General features: G+C 67.5%; 18 protein-coding genes and 3 tRNA genes. 13 read left to right on the forward strand and 8 right to left on the reverse strand.

The window, feature by feature from the left end:
• Positions 1-76 precede the first annotated feature (76 nt).
• Entirely contained in the window at positions 77-559 is a 483-nt protein-coding gene (gene tsaE, locus VG561_RS10200; protein ID WP_049442404.1) for a tRNA (adenosine(37)-N6)-threonylcarbamoyltransferase complex ATPase subunit type 1 TsaE, read from the reverse strand.
• Positions 556-2,040: an NAD(P)H-hydrate dehydratase gene (locus VG561_RS10205; protein WP_262093558.1), complete on the reverse strand. Its 1,485-nt coding sequence runs from the start codon at positions 2,038-2,040 to the stop codon at positions 556-558. The genes tsaE and VG561_RS10205 overlap by 4 nt, the downstream gene beginning before the upstream one ends.
• A gap of 23 nt (positions 2,041-2,063) precedes the next feature.
• On the opposite strand from VG561_RS10205, the gene queG reads away from it, so the two are divergent.
• Together queG and xseA are read left to right on the forward strand one after the other, a co-directional pair.
• A complete protein-coding gene (gene queG / locus VG561_RS10210; protein WP_262093556.1) occupies positions 2,064-3,134 on the forward strand; it encodes a tRNA epoxyqueuosine(34) reductase QueG in 1,071 nt (356 codons plus the stop codon).
• Positions 3,135-3,178: 44 nt separating this feature from the next.
• Positions 3,179-4,510, forward strand: a complete 1,332-nt coding sequence (gene xseA, locus VG561_RS10215) for an exodeoxyribonuclease VII large subunit (protein WP_046431756.1) — start codon at positions 3,179-3,181, stop codon at positions 4,508-4,510.
• Positions 4,511-5,166: 656 nt separating this feature from the next.
• Here xseA and VG561_RS10220 read toward each other — a convergent pair.
• Both VG561_RS10220 and VG561_RS10225 read right to left on the reverse strand, forming a co-directional pair.
• Entirely contained in the window at positions 5,167-6,063 is an 897-nt protein-coding gene (locus VG561_RS10220; protein ID WP_423179558.1) for a M48 family metallopeptidase, read from the reverse strand.
• Positions 6,064-6,147: 84 nt separating this feature from the next.
• On the reverse strand, positions 6,148-8,034 hold the full coding sequence (locus VG561_RS10225) for a formylglycine-generating enzyme family protein (RefSeq protein WP_014647818.1): 1,887 nt from the start codon (positions 8,032-8,034) through the stop codon (positions 6,148-6,150).
• A gap of 84 nt (positions 8,035-8,118) precedes the next feature.
• Here VG561_RS10225 and rnd point away from each other — a divergent pair, with 84 nt between their 5' ends.
• Both rnd and VG561_RS10235 read left to right on the forward strand, forming a co-directional pair.
• Positions 8,119-9,198 (forward strand): ribonuclease D, encoded by a 1,080-nt coding sequence (rnd, locus tag VG561_RS10230; RefSeq protein WP_014647819.1) that lies wholly within the window; start codon positions 8,119-8,121, stop codon positions 9,196-9,198.
• An 89-nt stretch (positions 9,199-9,287) separates the two neighbouring features.
• Entirely contained in the window at positions 9,288-10,361 is a 1,074-nt protein-coding gene (locus tag VG561_RS10235) for a hypothetical protein (RefSeq protein WP_049442402.1), read from the forward strand.
• A 71-nt stretch (positions 10,362-10,432) separates the two neighbouring features.
• Here VG561_RS10235 and VG561_RS10240 read toward each other — a convergent pair whose 3' ends face one another.
• On the reverse strand, positions 10,433-12,763 hold the full coding sequence (locus tag VG561_RS10240; protein ID WP_423179559.1) for a TonB-dependent receptor: 2,331 nt from the start codon (positions 12,761-12,763) through the stop codon (positions 10,433-10,435).
• 231 nt (positions 12,764-12,994) lie between these two features.
• Between VG561_RS10240 and VG561_RS10245 the strand changes: the two genes are divergently transcribed.
• Positions 12,995-13,070: transfer RNA gene (locus VG561_RS10245), tRNA-Ala, on the forward strand.
• Between the two features lie 61 nt (positions 13,071-13,131).
• Here the strand turns inward: VG561_RS10245 and VG561_RS10250 are convergent.
• Positions 13,132-13,305, reverse strand: a complete 174-nt coding sequence (locus VG561_RS10250; RefSeq protein WP_006457496.1) for a hypothetical protein — start codon at positions 13,303-13,305, stop codon at positions 13,132-13,134.
• A gap of 158 nt (positions 13,306-13,463) precedes the next feature.
• Here VG561_RS10250 and VG561_RS10255 point away from each other — a divergent pair, with 158 nt between their 5' ends.
• Positions 13,464-13,949 (forward strand): hypothetical protein, encoded by a 486-nt coding sequence (locus VG561_RS10255; protein WP_126412540.1) that lies wholly within the window; start codon positions 13,464-13,466, stop codon positions 13,947-13,949.
• A 6-nt stretch (positions 13,950-13,955) separates the two neighbouring features.
• Here VG561_RS10255 and VG561_RS10260 read toward each other — a convergent pair whose 3' ends face one another.
• Positions 13,956-14,717 carry an SDR family oxidoreductase gene (locus tag VG561_RS10260; protein WP_423179560.1) on the reverse strand — a complete coding sequence of 254 codons (762 nt, stop codon included), beginning with the start codon at positions 14,715-14,717 and terminating at the stop codon, positions 13,956-13,958.
• Positions 14,718-14,849: 132 nt separating this feature from the next.
• Here VG561_RS10260 and VG561_RS10265 point away from each other — a divergent pair, with 132 nt between their 5' ends.
• Complete coding sequence (locus VG561_RS10265; RefSeq protein WP_126411190.1) at positions 14,850-15,692, forward strand: bifunctional transcriptional activator/DNA repair enzyme AdaA; 843 nt, start codon at positions 14,850-14,852, stop codon at positions 15,690-15,692.
• An 82-nt stretch (positions 15,693-15,774) separates the two neighbouring features.
• Here VG561_RS10265 and VG561_RS10270 read toward each other — a convergent pair whose 3' ends face one another.
• Entirely contained in the window at positions 15,775-16,800 is a 1,026-nt protein-coding gene (locus VG561_RS10270) for an NADP-dependent oxidoreductase (RefSeq protein WP_126411191.1), read from the reverse strand.
• 334 nt (positions 16,801-17,134) lie between these two features.
• On the opposite strand from VG561_RS10270, the gene VG561_RS10275 reads away from it, so the two are divergent.
• From VG561_RS10275 to VG561_RS10300, 6 genes are all read left to right on the forward strand, one after another.
• Positions 17,135-17,210, forward strand: a tRNA-Phe gene (locus tag VG561_RS10275).
• 72 nt (positions 17,211-17,282) lie between these two features.
• Positions 17,283-17,358: transfer RNA gene (locus VG561_RS10280), tRNA-Phe, on the forward strand.
• A 142-nt stretch (positions 17,359-17,500) separates the two neighbouring features.
• On the forward strand, positions 17,501-18,052 hold the full coding sequence (locus VG561_RS10285) for a lipocalin family protein (protein ID WP_049405026.1): 552 nt from the start codon (positions 17,501-17,503) through the stop codon (positions 18,050-18,052).
• Between the two features lie 165 nt (positions 18,053-18,217).
• Complete coding sequence (locus tag VG561_RS10290) at positions 18,218-18,694, forward strand: LEA type 2 family protein (protein ID WP_014647826.1); 477 nt, start codon at positions 18,218-18,220, stop codon at positions 18,692-18,694.
• A 64-nt stretch (positions 18,695-18,758) separates the two neighbouring features.
• Positions 18,759-20,549: an acyl-CoA dehydrogenase C-terminal domain-containing protein gene (locus tag VG561_RS10295; protein WP_014647827.1), complete on the forward strand. Its 1,791-nt coding sequence runs from the start codon at positions 18,759-18,761 to the stop codon at positions 20,547-20,549.
• Positions 20,550-21,024: 475 nt separating this feature from the next.
• Positions 21,025-21,690, forward strand: coding sequence for an HNH endonuclease (locus VG561_RS10300; protein WP_032956174.1), 666 nt, complete (start codon positions 21,025-21,027; stop codon positions 21,688-21,690).
• Positions 21,691-21,781 lie beyond the last annotated feature (91 nt).

Consider the following 21,781-nt stretch of genomic DNA (forward strand, 5'->3'; position numbering starts at 1 on the left):
GGATTCAATCACCGCGCTGAACGGAATGCAACACTTTTTTCCTTAATAATCCGTAACCTGCCGGTCTTTGTTCTCGTCAGCCGACAGAAATGGCCTGCAAGTCGCCCCCTTGCGGCAACCGTTCCAGCCATTCATGTCCTACGTCGCTGGCCCCAGTGAGACGGACGCGTCGTCCCTGCCCGTCGATCTCCAGCGCCACCACCAGGTCGGTCGGCGGCAGCGCGCCGGCGCCCCGTTCCGGCCATTCGACCAGCCACAGCACCGCGCTGCCCTCGTCCAGGCCGAGGAAATCCAGCTCACCGGCCTGGCCGATGCGATACAGGTCCAGGTGCCACGCCTCGCCGCCACTGGCCAGCGGATAGCGCTCGACCAGGGTGTAGGTGGGGCTGCGGATCGCGCCCTGCACGCCCAGCGCGCGCAGCAGCGCGCGGGCCGTGGTGGACTTGCCGGCACCCAGGTCGCCGCGCAGTTCGATCAGCGCCTGCGGCGGCCGGGTGGCCGCCAGCCACTGCCCGAGCAGTTCGGTGGCGTCGCTGTCGGCAAGGAAGAATTCGGTCATGGGGAGAGGTCCGGGTTGGCCAGTCGCCGCAGCGGCGCCAGCAGATCAGTAGGAAGCAGGCCGCGCGCGCCATCGGCGGCAGCTGCATCGCCCGCCAGCGCATGCAGCAGCGCGCCCGCGGCCGCGGCATCGAAGGCCGCAAGGCCCTGCGCGCGCAGGCTGGCGATGATGCCGGTGAGCAGGTCGCCCATGCCTCCCACGGCCATCCCTGGGTTACCGGCAGCGATCAACCGGGGCGTTTTCCCAGGCGCTGCCACGATGCTGCCAGCGCCCTTCAGCACCACCACGGCATGGAAGCGCTCGGCCAGCATGTGCGCACAGGTGTAGCGGTCGGCCTGGATTTCAGCCGTGCTGCAGCCGAGCAGGCGCGCGGCCTCGCCCGGGTGCGGTGTGAGAATGGCATCGGGCAACGCGCGCGGATCCTGCGCCAGCAGGTTCAGGGCGTCAGCATCGACCACCAATGGCTTGTTGCTGGCCAGCACCCGCGCAAACAAGGCGCGTGCCCATTCGTCCTGGCCCAGACCGGGCCCGATCGCCACCACCTTCGCCTTGTCCAGCAGCGCCGGCAGCACATCGCCATCTTCCAGTGCATGGGTCATGGCCTCGGGCAACCGGGCCAGCAGTGGACCGACGTGGTCGCGGCGGGTGCCCAGGCTCAACAGCCCCGCACCCGCGCGCAAGGCGGCTTCGGCCGCCATCGCGATGGCACCGCCGCTGCCATGGTTGCCGCCGACGCACAGCACGTGCCCGGATTCGCCCTTGTGGGTATTGGCGCGGCGCGGTGGCAACAGGGCCCGCAACCTCACCTGCGTCCAGTGCTCCGCAGCGGGTACCACGCCTTGCCAGGCCGCCGCGGGCAACAGCAGGGGCGCCAGGACCTTGTGCCCGCAATGATCCAGCGCATCGCCGGAATACAGCCCGCGGTGCGCCACGATGAACTGCAGGGTCAGTGCAGCGCGCACTGCTACGCCCGGCACCGCCCCACGGTCGGCATCGACGCCACTGGGAACATCCAGCGCCAGCACCGGCGCAGTCTGCGCGTTGAGCGCGGTAATCAACGCCTGCGCCGTACCCTCCGGCGCGCGATCAAAGCCCAGCCCGAACAGGGCATCGACCCAGACGTCGGCCTCGGGCAGCATGCCGTCGAAATCGGTGATGGTGCCGCCGCCGGACCTGAATTCAGATGCTGCACGCTGTGCCAGCGCGGTCGAGGGCGGCCTGCCCGGCAGGGCGATCACTGTCACCTCGCGCCCGGCCTGCAGCGCGTGACGGGCCAGCACATGGCCATCGCCCCCATTGTTGCCAGCGCCGACCACCACGCCGATCCGCCGCGCCTGGGGCCAATGCTGCAGCAGGCACTGCCAGGCGGCCTGGCCGGCCTGCGCCATCAGGCCCCAGCCGCCGTCGGCGGCCAACGCCGAGGCCTGCGCATCAAGCGCACGCGCGGCAGCGGAATCGAACAGATCGGCAAGGTTGGCCATGCAGGGATTTTATACTGGTGCACATGTCCCCCGCCCCCACCCCTGTCGATCCGGTCCAGGCCGTGCAGCGCATCCGCGAACTGGCGCGTGCGCATGGCTTCCAGCGCTGCGGCATCGCTGGTATCGAACTGGGCGAGGATGAAGCGCACCTGGCCGACTGGCTGGGCCAGGGCCTGTACGGCACGATGGACTGGATGGCGCGCCACGGCACCTTGCGCGCGCGACCGGCCGAGCTGCTGCCCGGCACCGTGCGCGTGATTTCAGTGGGCATGGACTACAGCCACAAGGACGACACCGAAGCCTGGGCGACCCTGGCCGACCCGGGCCGCGCCTACGTGGCGCGCTACGCGCTGGGCCGCGACTATCACAAGCTGATGCGCAACCGCCTGCAGAAGCTGGCGACGCAGATCAACGATGAAGTAGCGCCACTGGGCTACCGCGTGTTCGTCGATTCCGCCCCCGTGCTGGAACGCGCACTGGCGCGCAACGCCGGCCTCGGCTGGATCGGCAAGCACACCTGCCTGATCGACCGCCATGGCGGTTCATGGTTCTTCATCGGCGAGATCTACATCGACATCCCGTTGCCGATCGACACGCCGGCCACGGCGCACTGCGGCACCTGCACGCGTTGCATCGATGTCTGCCCGACCCAGGCCATCACCGGCCCGCAGCGGCTGGACGCGCGGCGCTGCATTTCCTACCTCACCATCGAGCACGACGGCGCCATTCCCGAAGACATGCGTCCGTTGATCGGCAACCGCATCTACGGCTGCGACGACTGCCAGCTGGTCTGCCCCTGGAACAAGTTCGCCAAGCGCACCGACGAAGCCGATTTCCGCGCGCGCAACAACCTCGATACCGCGCGCCTGGACCAGCTGTTCGCTTGGGACGAGGCCGAGTTCCTGCGCCGCACCGAGGGCAGCTCGATCCGCCGCAGCGGGCACGAGCGCTGGCTGCGCAACATCGCCGTGGCACTGGGCAACGCACCGTCCTCGGCCGAAGCATTGGCCGCGTTGCAGACCCGCGTCGATGATCCCTCGCCGCTGGTGCGTGAACACGTGCAGTGGGCGCTGGGTCAGCACACGGCGCGCTGACGTGCGATCCTGAGCCCCCGCTCCACCCGCAGCACGCCGTTCCCATGCAGCCACGCAACAACGACATTTTCACCCCCAGCCAGCTCAACACCCTGGCCCGCGACCTGCTGGAAGGCAGTTTCCCGGCGATCTGGGTCGAGGCCGAACTGGGCAGCGTGGCGCGTCCTGCCTCCGGTCACCTGTATTTCACCCTGAAGGACGCGCGTGCGCAGCTGCGTGCCGCAATGTTCCGGATGAAGGCGCAGTACCTGAAGTTCGTGCCGCGCGAAGGCATGCGCGTGCTGGTGCGCGGCAAGGTGACCCTGTACGACGCCCGTGGCGAGTACCAGATGGTGCTGGACCACATGGAGGAGGCGGGCGAAGGCGCACTGCGCCGCGCCTTCGAGGAACTGAAGGCACGGCTGGAGGCCGAGGGCCTGTTCGACCCGGCGCGCAAACGGCCACTGCCGGCGCATGTACAACGTCTGGCAGTGATCACCTCGCCGACCGGCGCCGCCGTGCGCGATGTGCTGAGCGTGCTCGGCCGCCGTTTCCCGCTGCTGGAAGTCGACCTGCTGCCGACCCTGGTGCAGGGCAGCAGCGCCGCCGCGCAGATCACCCGCCTGCTGCAGGCGGCCGATGCCAGTGGTCGCTACGACGTGATCCTGCTGACCCGCGGCGGCGGTTCGCTGGAAGACCTGTGGGCCTTCAATGACGAAGCCCTGGCCCGTGCGATCGCCGCCAGCCACACCCCAGTGGTTTCGGCGGTCGGCCACGAAACCGACTTCAGCCTCAGCGACTTCGCCGCCGACCTGCGTGCGCCGACGCCTTCGGTGGCAGCTGAACTGCTGGTACCCGACCAGCGCGAACTGGCCCTGCGCCTGCGCCGCACGGCCGCGCGCATGGTGCAGCTGCAACGGCATGCGATGCAGCAGGCGATGCAGCGCGCCGACCGCGCCCTGCTGCGCCTGAACGCCCAGAGCCCGCAGGCGCGGCTGGACTTGTTGCGCCGACGCCAGCTGGATCTGGGCCGGCGCCTGCATGCTGCGTTCAACCAGCAGCAGGAGCGTCGCGCCGCGCGCCTGCGTCATGCGGCGGCAGTGCTGCGCGGGCACCATCCGCAGCGCCAGCTCGATGCGATGCAGCGCCGTCTGGCTGCCCTGCGCGGGCGGCCGCAGGCCGCGATGCAGCGCCTGCTGGAGCGCGATGCACTGCGACTGCGCGGACTGGCGCGTTCACTTGAAGCAGTCAGCCCGCTGGCGACCGTGGCGCGTGGCTACAGCATCCTGACCCGCAGCGATGACGGTACGCTGGTGCGAAAGCTTGATCAGGTACAGTCCGGTGACGCCCTGCAGGCCCGCGTCGGCGACGGCGTGATCGACGTACAGGTCAAGTAAGGGGCGTTCGGCAGGGCTGCGCCCTGCACCTGCGGTAGTGCCGGCCGCTGGCCGGCAACCTCAACAGCAACAGCAACAGCAAAAGCGGCTCTGGATTGCTGATGGTTTGGTGGGGCGGTGTGGCTGTGCAGGACACGCCGTAAACCCCGCTGCGCGGTCCGGCCCAGCCGCCGGCGGCTGTGCGTTCGGGCGCTTGCGAAGCAGTGCTTCGCAAGCAAAGCGCCCTCACCCTTGGGGGCTCGATGGCGCCAACGGTCCTGCACAGCCACACCGCCCCACCTCTGACAGATTCCGATGACTGTTGGTAGGTGTCGAGCTTGGTCGACACGGTAGATCCACGCCATGCGTGAATGCATCTCTGCCAGATGGCGAATCAATTCGGGGTCAGATCCGATTTCCTACGGAAAACGGATCTAACCCCAAGAGCATTTCCGACAGACCGCAGCAAACTGTCGAAGGCGGGGTGGGTACCGTTGCGGGAGTGTCCGCGGCATGGATGCCGCGGCCAAGCCCCCATGGAAGGGTTTACGGCGTCTCCCGCAACCGGACCCACCCCGCCATCCCTCAGGAAACCCGCTTCCGCTGTTGCTGCTGCCGGCCAGCGGCCGGCACTACCTACCGCGGGTGCAGGGCTGCAAGCCCTGCCGCCCCTCCCCCTACTTTGCCTGCTCGCAGAACTTCTGCCGGTACTCGAGCGCCTTCGGCATCAGCGCCTGCAGGTTCTGGATGCGGGTACCCGGGTTCGGGTGGGTGGAGGCGAACTCCGGCGGCGCCTGGCCGCCACCGGCCTGGCCCATGCGCTGCCACAGCGGCACCGCCTCGCGGGGATCGAAGCAGGCCGCTGCGGCCAGCATCAGCCCCACTTCATCGGCCTGCGTCTCGTGGCTGCGCGCATAGGGCAGCAGGTAGCCGTAGCCCATCGCCGACATCATCATCTGTTGCTGCTGCGCATCCATGCCGCTGGCGGCACCAGCCATCTGCCCGATCTGGGTCAGCTTCTGCTGCGCCATCCGCTGTGCACCATGGCGTAGAAGCGCATGGGCGATCTCATGGCCCATCACCACCGCCATCGCGTCACGCGTACGCGCCACCGGCACCAGGCCGGTGTAGACCGCCATCTTGCCACCCGGCAGGCAGAACGCATTGGCCTGCTCGGACGGGATCACATTCACTTCCCACTGGAAATCCCGCGCGAAATGCGCCGGCTGCACGCCGTGCTCCTGTGCCAGCGCGGTCTCCACCACGTCCACCTTGGCGATCAGGCGCTGGGCGATGTCGCGCACATCACGCGCGATCGGCGCATTCGGATCCATCGGCCGTTCCTGCGACAGGATCTGCTGGTAGGCCTGCAGCCCGAGCGCGGTCTCCTGGCGCGCATCCAGGCTGCTGTCGATCATCACCTTCTCGCCAGTGTAGGGATCGACCGTGCGATTGGAGAACCAGTAGAACACCGCATAGCCCGCTGCCAGCAGCAGCACCCACCAGCGGATGTTGCCGAACAGGCCGCGCCGCTGCGGGCCTTGCGGCGAGCGGGAAAAGGGATCGTTGCGCATCGGTGTCTTCCAGCAGGCCCCGCCGGCCGGCGGGCACGGCGCAATCTTAGTGCGCGGACGCCAGCAGCGGGTGAAGCCCGATGCTCAGATGCCCCGCACCAGACGGAAGCCGATGCGCGCGTTGGTGGTGTCCGAGTCCTGCGATTGCCGCCAGGCCGCACGGGTCTGCTCGGGCGCATTGGCCCAGTTGCCGCCCCGGATCACCCGCGACCGGCAGCCGGGGTTGAACCAGGCGACACCATCGGACGGCGCACGCCGGTAGCTGGCATGCCAGCAGTCGGCCACCCACTCGCTGAGATTGCCAGCCATGTCGTGCAGGCCGAAGGCATTGGCCTGGAAACTGGCCACCGGCGCGGGCCCCCACCAGCCATCGCCATAGCCGACGAAGGCGTTGTGCCAGTGCCGTCCCGAGGGCGAGACATCCTTGCTGCCGGTGAAGTTGCCAGCGCCGGGCGGCGGCGTGCCGGCGTCGCCCCACGGATAACGGCCACTGCTGCCGGCACGCAGCGCGTACTCGAATTCGGCCTCGCTCGGCAGCCGGTAGCTGCGTCCTGTCTGCTCGGACAGCCACGCCGCGTAGTTTTCGGCATCACGCACGCTCACATGCATCACCGGCGAATTGCCCAGTGCGCGCGCGCCATCGTAATCGGAACGCCAGTCCACACCGCTGCGGCGGATGAAATTGCCGCTGCGCTCGTCATAGACCACCGAGTGGCCGCGCCGGGTCGCACGCGGCCGCGCATTGGTCGACTTCACATAGCGCTCGAAATCACTGACCGTGATCTCGGTGATCGCCATCGCAAACCCGCGGTCGAAGCGCACATAATGCGAGGGCCGCTCGGCATCGCTGGCACCGGGCTCGGCATCACCCGCGCCCATCTGGAAGCCACCATGCGGCACCACGATCATTTGCGGGCCGCGCCCGCCATCGCGCATGGCGTCGCTGAACACCTGCCCGGGACGGAAGCTGCCGTAATGGGTGGCCAGGTCGATGCGTTCGCGCAACTGGGCCACCACCGCATCCCCTGGCAAGGCGATGCGCAGGGCCTCGGCCAGCTTCTCGCGCGCCGGCTTCAGGCCCTGTGGCGTCGCCAGTTCGCGAAGGCCATCATCGCGCAGCTGCAGCAGTGCCGCCGCGCGGATCTGTTCGATACGTTCGAAGGCATCGGCAATGGCCGGTGACGAATCACGGACCTTGCTGGCTTCGGCCAGCCAGGTGCCGGCGCTGGCAAAGTCACGCACCCGCGCCGCGTCCTCGGCACGGCGGATCAGGCCACTCTCGGCCGCCGCCAGGCCCTGCCGTGCCCGGCTGTTGTGTTCATCCAGGGCCAGCGCTTCACGGAAGTTGCCGATCGCTCCGTCACCGTCCTCACCGATCCGCCCCGAACGCAGGTCTTCCTCGCCGGCACGGTTGTAGGCCACCACGCGCTGGGCGAGCTCCACCCGTCCCTGCAGCGCGCGAACCTTCTCATCCTTCGGCGCCAGGGTCAGCAGCACCAGTGCCTGGCGGCTGGCCTCGGCCAGCGCCTCGCGCTGCTGCAGCGGCCGGACCAGCAGGGCATCGGCCTGCTGCTGAAGGCGCTGGCGGGCGCGCTGCAGGCCGTTGCGGGCCTGGCGGTCATCCGGGTCTTCCTCCTGCACCGCCAGCCACAGCGGAACCGCCGCGTCGGCGTCCTCGTACAGGCGCCCTTCGGCGAACGCCTTCTCGGCCGCGCGACGCAGCTGGGCCAGGCTGCGCCCCTGCCGATCGACCCGCGGTGGCGTCCACCGCTGCACATCCTCGGCGGCATCCTCACCGGCGATGGTGACGCTGCCCTGCGCCGCCTCCGGCGTCGCGTCCGCCTGCATGCCTTGCTGCGGCCGTGCGTCTTCGCCAGCAGCCGGTCCCGGCTCCGGCGTCGCCGAGGGCGACGGCGTGCAGCCGGCCAGGGCCAGGGCGGTGCACAGCACGGACGACAGCGGAAAACGCAAGCAGGATCTCCTTCGGCACGGATGCGGACCGACGTTAGGCTATTCTCCCCTGCCTGAGCAAACCCGAGTAGTAGGCCCTGACCCGTGGCAATCTGGATCACCACCCCCGCCGAGCTGGATCCGTACTTCCAGCAGCGTCCGGCCCGCATCGGCCTGGACACCGAATTCATCCGTGAACGCACCTTCTGGCCGCAGTTGGCCTTGGTGCAGATGGCGGTCGGGCAGGACATCCTGCTGATCGACCCCCTGATTCCCGGCATGACCGAGGCGCTGGCGCCGTGGCTGGCCGATGAATCGATCGTCAAGGTGATGCACAGCGCCAGCGAAGACCTGGTCGCCTTCAAGTGGGCCTGCGGCGTGTTGCCACGTCCGCTGTTCGACACCCAGATCGGCGCCTCGCTGGCCGGCATCGGTGGCGGTATGGGCTACCAGAAGCTGGTCGCGGAAATCACCGGCGTGGCGCTGGCCAAGGGCGAAACCCGTTCGGACTGGATGCGCCGCCCGTTGTCCGAGTCGCAGCTGCAGTACGCCGCCGACGATGTCGAGCACCTGTTCGCGCTGCATGACGCCATCGATGCCAGGTTGCAGGCGCTGGGCCGCCAGCAGTGGCTGCACGACGACGGCGAGCGCCTGCTGGCCAGCGTCGCCAATGACGAAGACCGTTGGCCGCACCTGGCGATGCGCTCGGCGCAGTTCCTCGACACGGCCGCACAGCATCGGCTGCTGCGTCTGCTGCGCTGGCGCGATGTGCAGGCACGCAGCAGCGACCGCCCGCGCAGCTGGATCCTGGACAACGAACTGGCCGCCACGCTGGCACGCACGCCACCGGCCGATGCCGCCGCACTGGGCAAGCTGTTCGAACAGTTCCCGAAGGCACCGCGCAAGCTCGCGGGCGCTGTGTGGCAGGCGCTGGATACGCCGCTGGCCGATGAGGCCGAAGCACCGCTGGCGCTGCCGGCCAACGACAGCAACAAGCAGGCACTGAAGAAGCTGCAGGACGCGGTCGCCGAGCGCAGCCGCGAACTGGGCCTGCCGGATGGCGTATTGGCCTCACGCAAGCACCTGGAAAGCTATCTGGAACGCCGCCAGTGGCCGGCCGCACTGGCCGGCTGGCGCCAGCAGGAACTGGAAGCGCGGCTGCAGGCGCTGCTGCCGGCACGCTGAAGCACCGGGCGCCGGACCACGCCGGCGCCATGCACCTCGAGCCTGCAGGGGCCGTGCTAGGGTTTACCGGTACTGACAAGGAGACGTCGATGCAGACCCTCAAGATCGCGACCGCCTGCGCACTGCTGCTAACCACGTTGGGCCTGGCATGCTCTGGGCAGGCCGCACCGCTTTCCTATGCACAGGAAAAGGAGAACACAGCCAAGCTGGTGGACATCATTGACGGTGCCACCCGCGACGGTCTGGTTGCCGTGCTGGTGCCGGCCCCGTATGTCGTGCACAACGGCGGGCCAGGCGTCGGCTCTCCGGTCCCCGGCTTTCATCTGGGCAAGCGCTCGACCGACCTGCCCGGGTTCTCGACGCGGGTGTCCTTCCAGCACAAGGACATTCCCTCCCAGGGCTATGTGCAGCTGTTCAACACCAACGAACTGGAAACCGGCCCGCAGCGGACGGTGTTGATGGACGTGTTCGAGGTGCATCTGATTCCGCCGGGCACCTATCTGCTGAACGGTGCGGAGAACTACCGCCTGAACACCCGCGTGGCCAAGCTGAAGCCGCTGGGGACTACGGACGAAGTATCGAAGGACATCGGCGCCACCCGCCTGGCCGACGTCGATTACCGTTTCTATTCCTGGAAGAAGGTCTGGGTACCACCCGGCGTCCTGACCGATCAGCACTCCCAGCAGGTCTGCATCTCGGTGCATGTGGCCTCCGGCAACTGCGTGGCATGGGGCACCCAGAACTACGAAACCTCGCGCCCGACCGAAGGCTACTGGGATGACAGGATCGTCCCTGAAGACATCCCTGCCGTACGCATCCAGGCGGTCATTGCCAAGGCCCACGCGCCACTGGCCTTCACTGCCCGCGAAGGGCAGATCCTGCTCAGCCCCTTCATTGTTGCCGCCGACGGTGATATCGATTTCAACGCGAACGACTGCGCACCGGTCGACAAGCTGACGGGATGCGCCCTGCGCCGCTTCACGGTGCACTACCAACCCGCGCCGCTGGACGCTGCACGCAAGCACATCGCAATCACCTCGCGCGGCCTCAACGGCAAGCAGCGCAAGGTACTGGAGCGGATGGAGGCGATGCAGCTGCAGGTGCTGGGCCCCAGTGCGCCGTCCGATGCAGCGCTGGGCAAGGGCGTCAGCGCCACGCCGTGAGCACGGATGATGCCGAGCAACGAAAAACGGCGCTCGATGAGCGCCGTTTCCGTTACACGACGGGGTAAGCCTTACCAGTTCATGTTCAACGAGACACCGACGGTGCGCGGTTCGTTGTAGACCGCGGCCATGTAGTTCTCGATCACACCCTTGAGGTTCTTCTCGTTGGTGATGTTGCGCGCGAACAGCGCCACTTCATAGGCACCGTAGTTGCCCGAGTAGCCGATCTTCAGGCCGCCCTCGAAATCACCCTTGGAGTTGAACTCCTTGCTGTCGTACAGCACGAAGCTGGTGTAGCCCTGCTTGTTCCAGTCGGTGGACACGAACATGGTGCCCGCGTCGCTGACCGGGAAGTCGTAGCGGGCGGCCAGGTTGACGTTGTACTTCGGCGCGTTCGGCAGCGGGTTGCCGTCGATCTGCGCGAAGGTGTTGGCACCGACCTTGATGGTCGGGTCATTCACCGTGCACACCACCTTGCCGTTGAGGCCGCAGACCTGCGCGTAGACGCGCTTGTCCTTGATCTCGCTGTGCAGCAGGCTGACGCCGGCGCTCAGGGTCAGGTTCGGGATCGGGCGCAGCTCCATGTCCGCTTCGAAACCGTAGGCCTCGGCCTTGTCGGCATTGAACAGTACGCCGTTGCCGTCCGAATCGTTGCCGTTGAGCTGGATGTCATTGACGGTGTAGGTGAATGCAGTCGCGTTCAGGCGCAGGCGGTTGTCCCACAGGCTGCTCTTCACGCCGGCTTCCCAGGACAGGATGGTCTCGGAATCAGCGGTGGTGAAGTCGGCATTGAACACCGCCGAACGGCCCTGGATGGTCGGGCCGCGGAAGCCGCGTGCGACCTTCGCATAGACGCTCACGTCCGGCGTGATCTGGTACATCGCGCTCAGATCCCAGCTCGGGGTGGTGTCGGACATCTTGACGTCGGTGCGGCCCTTGTAGGTCACCACGCCGGCGGCGGTGTCAGCGGTCTTCAGCAGGCGGGTGTGCTTCTCGTCCTTGGTCTGGCGCAGGCCGGCCGTGACGGTGAACTTGTCGGTGAAGGCGTAGCTCAGCTGGCCGAAACCGGCCCACGAGGTGTTCTTGTTGCGCAGGCGCACCCAGTTGTTCGGGTTGCGGGCCGCGCCCTGCAGGAACCATGCACGCTGGTAGAAGTCGGTGGTGTCGCTGCCGTTGAAATAGAACGCACCGGCCTGCCACTGCAGGGCGCTGTCGTCATGGCTGGCCAGGCGGAATTCCTGGGTCCACTGGTCCAGGTCGCGGATGCGGCCCATCGACTGGCCGTAGCCGTTCGGCACACCGTTCACCGGGAAGTTCACCGCCGCGCCGCCGTCGGTGTCGCCACGGCTGTAGCCGGAGGTGGTTTCGTAGGCGGTGATCGAGGTGAAGTCGATCGCGCCGAAGTCGTAACGCGCCTTCACCGAGCCACCGTAGGTCTTGTAGGCCTGCGGGTTGTTGTCGGCTTCGTCGTAGGCGACCTGGTCGCGCGGCACGTCGGTCTTGTTCGAGCCCTTGGTCAGCGCACCACGCAGGAACAGGGTCGAGGTGCCTTCGTAATCACGGGCGTGGGCCGAGGCCAGGATCGAGAACTGGTCGCTCGGGGTCAGCAGCAGCTGCGCGCGCACGTTGCGGTCATCGAAGCCGCCCATGGCGTTCTTCTTCGGGCTGACCGTGCCGTCAGCGCTCGGGCCCCTGTAGGTGTTGTCGACGTAGTCGTCGCGGTGCTGGTACAGCGCCGACACGCGGAACGAGGCGATGTCGTTGATCGGGCCGCCAAAGCCGCCGTCGATCGACACGCTGTTGTAGGTCGCATAGCTGGCGCTGACGCGGCCGGTGTAGTCCTGGGTCGGCTTCAGCGTGTCGAACTTGATGATGCCGGCGGTGGTGTTGCGGCCGAACAGCGAGCCCTGCGGGCCGCGCAGCACTTCCACCTGGTCCACGTCATAGACCGGGTTGGACTTCAGCACCACATGTTCCAGCACCACGTCGTCCTGGATGATCGACACCGGCTGCGAGGCACCCAGGTAGAAGTCGATGTTGCCCAGGCCGCGGATATAGAAGCGCGGGAAGATGCGGCCGGTGGTGGTTTCCGCATACAGGCTCGGCACGCGGCCGGACAGCGCCAGCAGGGTGTCGTCGCCGCCGGCGGTGAAGTCGCGCATGCGCTCGCCCTGCACCACGCCCACCGAGACCGGCACTTCCTGCAGGTTCTGCTCGCGGTGCTCGGCGGTCACGGTGATCGTGTCCAGGCCCGTCGGGGTCGGCGCGCTGTCCTGCGCGGCGGCACCAAAGCTGCCGACCAGGGCCAGGCCGGCACAGGCCAGGGCCAGCGGATGGCGGCGGAAGGAAACGAAGGAAGACGACATACCCGACAGGCGGCGGGAATCGGAATGGGAGGGCATGGAATGCTCTGAGGAGGCGTCCGTGCGGCCTGCGCGAGCCGGGCGGCAAAAAGGAGGAGAACTGCGCAAGCCGCCATTATCCCCCAAATTGTTACGATTTCGTTGCGCGGCATCCGGCCCCGACAAACCGGACGGTTTCGGCACAGTGCACGCCTTCATGCCACGCCGTCCGGCACATCCCGGATCGGCTTGGCAAGGCGCAGCCAGTTGGCTACACTGAAGCCCTGCCGTGGGGCCATAGCTCAGCTGGGAGAGCGCGTCGTTCGCAATGACGAGGTCAGGAGTTCGATCCTCCTTGGCTCCACCACTCATTAAGAAGACCCGCCGATCGTCGCGATCTGCGGGTTTTTTCTTGCATCGATCACGGGTCAGGCAGGTTCCTGATCCCCGTCCTTGCGGCGTGGACCACGCGAATGCGTATCACGCACCTGCTGATCGCGCTGCCCCGGCCGCTGCTTTGCCACGTCCTCCTGCGCCCTGTCCTGACGGCTTTCCTGTACGCCCTGTTTCGGATCGCCAGGGTCTTTGTCGCGCTCGCTCATCGAAGTCTCCTGTGCCGGCGAAGGCCGATCAGGACTTCACGCTAGAGGCTGCGCAGTGATCCGCAGGTCAGGCCCGCGCGAACAGCGTGTGCAGTTCCGCTTGCCGCCGCAGCTCACGGCTCTGCAGAATCCGGACCAACATGCCCAGCCAGTCCGCGATGTCACCTCCTGCCCAGCACGCCGCGCGTACGCTGCCAATGCGCCTCGATCCAGCGGACGGCAGCATCCAGCTCGGCCACCTGACGACGTTGATCTGCCCCACCCTGTCACTGGAGGAGGCGCGCATCGCCTTCGCCATGCTGATGCATGGCGAGCGCGATGCCGGCACCGGCTATCACTGGCTCAGCCTGCACCGGCTCAGTCTGGGCGGTGCGCCCGCCGGCATCAGCCTGTGCTTCCACGGGCAACAGCTGGACATGGTGAAGATCAGCGTCGACCTGCCGGGTGCGACACTGGAAGACGGCTGGCCGACCCAGGTCGCGATCGATGCCGAAGTCGCTTTCATGCGTCGCACCTTGGCCACGGCTCTGGGGCGCAAACTGGCAGGTGGCCGCGCCCGGTTCGAGTGGGGCGAGGCATGGGCCCGGTTCGACCCGAAAGGCTTCATGGCCAGCAGCGGTATCCGCTACACGCCGCGCTCATGACGCCGCTCAGGTACGGGTGATCGACACTCCACCTTCAACACGCATCGCGGTACCGGTAACGAAACTGCTTTCATCGCTGGCCAGGAACAGCGCCGCGTTGGCGATCTCCTCCGGCTCGGCCATGCGCTTGAGTGCGTGCAGCGAGCGCACGAAGTCGCGGGCATCGCCGGTGGGTGCGGCCTGCCGGCCCATCTCGGTATCGGTACCGCCAGGCAGCAGCACGTTGCTGCGTACGCCACGCGCGCCGTACTCGGCGGCGATCACCTGGCTCAGGCCGATCAGTCCGGCCTTGCTCGACGCGTAGGCGGCCATACCCGGGAAGCCCACGGTATGGCCGACAAAGGTACCGACAAACACCAGCGAGCCACGCCCGCGTGCCAGCAATGCCGGCAACTGCGCGCGTGCGGCATGGAAGGCGGCGTCGAGATTGGTGGCCATCACCTCGCGCCACGCATCCGCCGGGAACTCTGCTGCCGGCACGCCGGGGCCGAGCATCCCGGCATTGTTGAGCGCGATGTCCAGGCCTCCGAATGACTGCTGCGCCAGATCGACCAACGCCTGCGCCGTGCCCGGCTCGGCCACGTCGGCGGCATGCACCACCACCTCGCCGCCGCCGGCACGGATCTGCTCGGCCAGTGCGTGCAGCGGTTGCGGCCGACGCGCATTGAGCACCAGCTTTGCCCCTTCGGCGGCGAAGCGCAGCGCACTGGCGCGGCCAATGCCGGCGCTGGCACCGGTGATGAGGGCGATCTTGTTGTTCAGGCGCATGAGGGTGGTACCGGTTGTGGAGTGGCCGCCACGATGCCGCGCCTCCGGCCCACCAACACTCCGTTTCCGGGCCTCGCGGCCAGGTGCAGGAAACGGAGTTTCCGCAGAACCGGCACGTGCCAGAATCCGCCCATGGACAGCACCGCCACCACCGCCCTCGACGCCCGCGTCGAACGGGTCTGCCGCCATCTGCAGGCCAGCCTCGACGAGCCCTCGCTGCAGGAGCTGGCCGACATCGCCGGCTGCAGCCCGACGCGCCTGCATCGCCTGTTCAAACAGGCCACCGGGCTGACCCCCAAGCAGTACGCTGCCGCGCTGCGCGCCGACCGCCTGCGCACCGGGCTCGAACAGCAGGAGCGCATCACCGATGCCTTCCACGATGCCGGCTTCGGCTCCAGCGGGCGCTTCTACGAGAACGCACCGAAGTTGCTGGGCATGACTCCCAAGCAATGGCGCGCAGGTGGTCGCGGCGAAGTCATCCACTTCGCGCTTGCCGAAAGCTCACTGGGCAGCGTGCTGGTGGCCAGCAGCGCCACCGGCGTGGTCGCGATCCTGCTCGGCGACGATCCGGAGGCGCTGCTGCAGTCACTGCAGCAACGCTTCCGCCAGGCCGAACTGGTCGGTGCCGACCACGGCTATGAGCAACTGGTGGCACAGGTGGTGGGCCTGGTCGAGGATCCCTCGCGAGGCGCCACACTGCCGCTGGATATCCGCGGCACCGCCTTCCAGCAGCGGGTATGGCAGGCACTGCAGCAGATTCCGCGCGGCCAGACCGCGTCGTATGCGGATATTGCCGCGCATATCGGTGCACCACGCTCGAGTCGTGCGGTGGCACGTGCCTGCGCGAGCAATCCATTGGCGGTAGCCGTGCCCTGCCACCGCGTGGTGCGCCGCGACGGTGACCTGTCCGGCTATGCCTGGGGCGTTGCGCGCAAGCGCGAACTGCTGCGCCGGGAAAAGGTCGCCAACGGCTGACGCCACCCGATAGCCGCCGACCTTGGTCGGCACACCCAGCTTCCGGTAGTGGCCGACCTTGGTCGGCACACCCACCAAGCACTCAATCCAGCTTCACCACCAGCTTGCCGAAGTTACGCCCCTGCAACAGCCCGAAGAACGCCTCCGGCGCCTTCTCCAGACCTTCCACCACATCCTCGCGGTACTGGATGCGACCCTCGCGCAGCCACTGCAGCATCTCGCGTTCGAAGTCCGGCCACAGGTGGTTGAAGTCGTGCACTATGAAACCACGCACGGTCAGGCGCTGGCGCAGGATCTGGCTGAACAGTGACGGCAGCCGATCCGGGCCAGGCTGCTCGACGCCCCGCTCGTTGTAGGTAGCGATGGTGCCGCAGACCGGAATGCGGGCGAAGTCGTTGAGCAGCGGCAGCACCGCATCCAGCACATGGCCGCCGACATTCTCGAAGTACACGTCGATGCCCGCAGGCACTGCCGCGCGCAGCTGGTCCGCAAAATCAGCCACGCGATGATCCAGCGCCACGTCCACGCCCAGCGTCTGCAGATAGGCACGCTTGGCCTCGCCACCGGCGATGGCGACCACGCGCGCGCCCTGCAGCTTGGCCAGCTGCGCCACGGTCGCGCCCACCGGCCCGGTCGCGGCGGCTACCACCAACGTCTCGCCCGGCTTCAGACGGGCGATTTCATGCAGGCTGGAATAGGCGGTGAAGCCGGGCATGCCATATACCCCAAGCGCCGTACTGAGCGGCAGCCCGGCCGGATCCAGACGACGCCCCAGCGCCTTGGCCGGCAGCACCGCGTGGGTCTGCCAGCCACCCGGCGCCAGCACCAGCTCGCCTGCGGTTACGCCCTCGGCCTTGGATTGCAGCACCTCGGCCACGGTCTGGCCTTCCATCACCGCCCCTACCGCCACCGGCGCGGCATACGACGGGCCCTCGTCCATGCGTCCTCGCATGTACGGGTCCAACGAGAGGTAGCGGTTGCGCAGCAGCACTTCGCCATCGGCCAGGGCCGGCAGCGCAACCTGTTCCAGGCGGAAATTGGCTGCACTTGGCGCCCCCTGCGGACGCGAGGCAAGCACGATGCGGGACGCGGTGGAGGAATCGGACATGGCCAGGTCTCTGCTGTTGCCAGCATCGGGAAAGGACTGCCGACACTACGCTGCGGCGATCCCCGATGGCGGCCACGAAAACAGCGTTCCATTGCCCGGACCCGCGCGGGTCCGGCGCACCCCTTGCCCTTGCAGCTTTGGCGAACGCGGCGACCTGCTGATTTCCACCGCAGACGACAATCGATGGGGCACGCCCCGCCCCACAACGGAGGATCAAGCACTTGCGAGCGCGCAGAGGGCAATGTGAAGAAATCTTGGCAAAACGCTTGCCGAAGGCAGCCGACCTCCGTAATATACGCGTCCTTGGCAGCGACCTCGCTGCAACGAAACATGTGGCCGAGTAGCTCAGTTGGTAGAGCAGGGGATTGAAAATCCCCGTGTCGGCGGTTCGATTCCGTCTTCGGCCACCACTTTCGAAGGCCTGCAGAAATGCGGGTCTTTTTTTTCCGGAAACCGCACTCACCGCGGTAGCCACACAATTTGGCCGAGTAGCTCAGTTGGTAGAGCAGGGGATTGAAAATCCCCGTGTCGGCGGTTCGATTCCGTCTTCGGCCACCATCTTCAGAGACCTGCAGAAATGCAGGTCTTTTTTTTATTCGCGCTTCGCGCAAGCGGCGACCACCGTGGCTCGGTTGACGAAACATTTACACCGGCACGGGCCGCGGCACCTACGCTCCAGACTCCTGCCTGGAGCCTGCCGATGCATCTGCGCCCCGCCCTGCTCGCCTGCCTGCTGCTGGCCGCCTTCCCGGTGATCGCCACTGAACCGGTGCGCGCGGTCGAGCACCTGGACATTGATCGCTACGCGGGCCAATGGCACGAGATCGCGCATCTTCCAGTCTCGTTCCAGAAGCAGTGCGTGGGCGACATCACCGCCAACTATGGCCTGCGCCGCGACGGCCGCATCAGCGTCACCAATGCCTGCCGCAAGGGTGACGGCGAGCGCGTGGTCGCCGAAGGCGTGGCACGCCCGGTGGCCGGCCATCCCGGGCAACTGCAGGTGCGCTTCGTCCCCGACTGGCTGAGCTGGGCGCCCCTGGTCTGGGCCGACTACTGGGTGCTGGCGCTGGACCCGGACTATCAATGGGCCCTGGTCGGCGAACCCGGCCGCAAGTATCTGTGGATCCTCTCGCGCCTGCCGGAGATGGAGCGCGATCGGTTCGAACAGTTGAAAGCCAAGGCCGAGTCGATGGGGTACGACCTCGGGCCACTGCGCCTGATGGCCCCGCTGCGCGATCCCGCGGCCGACTGAACCGCTTCGCATCCGGCGCATCGTGCGCGCGCCATCCGGCGTTGTGCATGCCCGACCGCCATCTTCACGCGCTACCCTCTGCGGACGGGTCGCTCCGGGCGATCCATAAAACCATACGCCGTAGTATGCTTACCCCAACGCACCCCCTCCAGAGGACTTGCGCCCATGCTCCACCGCTTCCGTACCGCCTTGATCGTCCTGTGCACCCTCGCCCTTGTTGCCTGCAGCAACGGCATCGTCAAGCGTGTTTCGGAACCGGCGGCCAGCCTGCAGCAGCTGACCGTGCGTGCCGACGGCAACTGGACCGTGGCCCTGCGCCTGCAGAACTTCAGCTCGATGCCGATGACCTTCGATGATGTCTCACTGGCGCTGACCGTCGGCGACAGCGATGCCGGCACCCTGCAGGTCAAGCCCGGCATCTCCATCGGCGGCACCTCCGCCGACGTCATCAATGTCGACCTCGTGCCCAGCTCGACCGCGCGCCTGGTGGTGGCCGACGCGCTGGCCAGCAACCGCACCCTGGCCTACGCCCTGAAGGGAACGGTGGCGGCCACGCCGCAGGAAAAGAAGCAGCGCAGCTTCGACATCAGCAGCCGCAGCACCCTCAACCAGGCCCCCGGCCTGCCCGGCGTGCTGCGCTGAACCCGCCTTTCGTCGCGGCGCCCGGCGCCGCTCCCCTCTGCCCTGATCAAATCGAGACGTACCGATGAGCAGCTACACCGCCCCGCTTTCCGACCTCCGTTTCGCCCTGCACGACGTGCTCAAGGTCGAACCCCTGTTCGCCCGCCTGGGCTTCACCGACGCCACCGCCGACGTGGTCGATGCCGTGCTGGAGGAAGCCGGCCGCTTCAGCGCCACCGTGCTGGCCCCGCTCAACAGCGTCGGCGACGAGATCGGCTGCGTACTCGACCAGGCCACCGGTGAAGTGACCACCCCGCCCGGCTTCAAGCAGGCCTACGACCAGTTCGTCGATGGCGGCTGGACCGGCCTGACCGCCTCGCCGGAGCTGGGCGGCCAGGGCCTGCCGCACACCCTGGGGGTGCCGCTCAACGAAATGATCAACGCCGCCAACCTGGCGTGGGGCAACTTCCCGCTGCTCTCGCACGGCGCCATTGAAGCGCTGAAGCAGCACGGCGAGGCGTGGCAGCACGACGCCTTCCTCAAGCCGCTGATCGAAGGCCGCTGGACCGGCACGATGTGCCTGACCGAGCCGCACTGCGGCACCGACCTGGGCCTGCTCAAGACCAAGGCCGAGCCGAACGCCGACGGCAGCTACTCGATCACCGGCACCAAGATCTTCATCACCGCCGGGGAGCACGACCTGACCGGGAACATCGTGCACCTGGTGCTGGCCAAGCTGCCCGACGCCCCTCCGGGCGCCAAGGGCATCTCGCTGTTCGTCACCCCGAAGTTCAAGGTCGACCGCGATGGCAACGTCGGCGAGCGCAATGCACTGCGCTGTGGCTCGATCGAACACAAGATGGGCATCAAGGGGTCGGTCACCTGCGTGATGAACTTCGATGGTGCGCAGGGTTACCTGGTCGGCCAGCCGCACAAGGGGCTGCAGGCCATGTTCACCATGATGAACACCGCGCGCCTGGGCGTCGGCCTGCAGGGCATCGGCCTGTCCGAGCGCGCCTACCAGAACGCACTGAAGTACAGCCGTGAGCGCCTGCAGTCGCGCGCCCTGAGCGGCGCCAGGTTCCCGGACAAGCCGGCCGACCCGATCCTGGTCCACCCGGACGTGCGTCGCATGCTGCTGACCGTGAAGTCGCTGGTCGAAGGCAGCCGCCTGCTGGCGCTGCACGCCGCCACCCTGATCGACATCGCCCACCACGCCCAGGATGCCGCCGAGCGCGAGCGCGCCGACACCCTGGTGAGCTTCCTGACCCCGATCTCCAAGGCCTGCCAGACCGAATGGGGCATCGAGAACACCTACAACGCCCTGCAGTGCTTCGGTGGCCACGGCTACATCCGCGAGCACGGCATGGAGCAGCTGGCCCGCGATGCACGCATCACCACGCTGTATGAAGGCACCACCGGCATCCAGGCGCTGGACCTGATCGGCCGCAAGACCGCATCAAGCCAGGGCGCCGGCCTGAAGCTGATGCTGGCCGAGATCGAAGCCTTCGCCAAGGAACACGAGGGCAACGAAGCGCTGGCCGAGTTCATCGGCCCGCTGCGCGCCAAGGCCGCCGAATGGGGCAAGCTGACGATGGACGTGCTGCAGCGCGCGGCCGCCAATCCCGACGAACTGGGCGCGGCCAGCTACGACTACCTGTTCTATTCGGGTTACGTCGTGCTGGCCTACTGGTGGGCCCGCAGCGTGGCCGCCGCCGATGCCAGCGCGCACGGCGCCGCCTTCGCCCAGGGCAAGCGCGAGACCGCACGGTTCTACTTCGCCCGCGTGCTGCCGCGCACCCTCAGCCACGCCGCCGCGATCCAGGCCGGCGCCGCGCCGCTGATGGCCATGGACGACGAGCGCTTCGGCGCCTGAGCCGGGCTTCGCCCGGCACCCGCGGTAGTGCCGGCCGCTGGCCGGCAACCGCAATAGCAACAGCTGGATCCCGGTGGATGGCGGGGCGGTGTGGGCTGGCAGGACACGCCGTAAACCCCGCTCCGCGGTCCGGCCCAGCCGCTGGCGACTGTGCCTTCGGGCGCTTGCGAAGCAGTGCTTCGCAAGCAAAGCGCCCTCACCCCTGGGGGCTCGATGGCGCCCTCCATGGCGCCAACGGTCCTGCCAACCCACACCGCCCCGCCTCTGACAGTTCCCCGCGATCTGCGTAGATCCACGCCACGCGTGGATGGAAACCACCGAAATCCATCTGGGGAAAAGCCCCCCTTTGTTAAGGGGGGCGCACCGACAGGTGCGGGGGATAGGAGGAATGCGCGGACCTGAATCATTGCGATTTGGGTTTCGCCCTCCGGGCGATACCCAAATCGCAATGATTCAGGTATAAGCTGTTCTCCCGATGGAGACAGACACTACACGCTTGGGTCTGATCGAAGCCGGAGCTCCGTTTTCTGCTCCGGGCGCCGAAGCATCGCCCAACGCCACGACGCTGCATCGCCCCGGTTCGGTCCGGCTGCTCTCGCTTGATGCCCACGGACGCGTACTGGACTGGATCACCTGGCAGGATGCGGCCTGCCTCTACGCCCGCGAGGCGGTGGCCTGGACGCTCGGCGACCCCTGCCTGCACATCCACGGCGGCACCAACCGCTTCAGCGGCCTGCAGAGCGGCATGGACCTGCACCCGATCATCGCCGCCCGCGGCCACGCCCGCTCCCGTGCGATCGACCCGACGCCGAACCTGACCAACCAGGCCCTTTTCGCCCGCGACGCCCATCTGTGCATGTACTGCGGCCAGCAGTTCAGCCGCCCCACGCTCACCCGCGACCACGTCATGCCGCTGTCCAAGGGCGGCCTGGACTGCTGGGAAAACGTGGTCACCGCCTGCTTCCACTGCAATTCGCGCAAGAGCGACCGCACCCCGCAGCAGGCCGGCATGCCCCTGCTGGCAGTGCCCTACCGGCCCAGCTGGATCGAGCACCTGATCCTGTCCAACCGCAACATCCTGGCCGACCAGATGGCCTTCCTGAAGGCGCAATTGCCCAAGCGCTCGAAACTGAGCACCTGAACGCCTGAAAATGCAACCCTCACCGTCCTGTCACGGACGGCGGCGTTTGCTTGCCCCACCCCCGTTTGAGGGCGAAAATGGGCGTTCAGAA

The organism is Stenotrophomonas sp. CASM110, assembly GCF_049384345.1.
Taxonomy (GTDB): domain Bacteria; phylum Pseudomonadota; class Gammaproteobacteria; order Xanthomonadales; family Xanthomonadaceae; genus Stenotrophomonas; species Stenotrophomonas muris.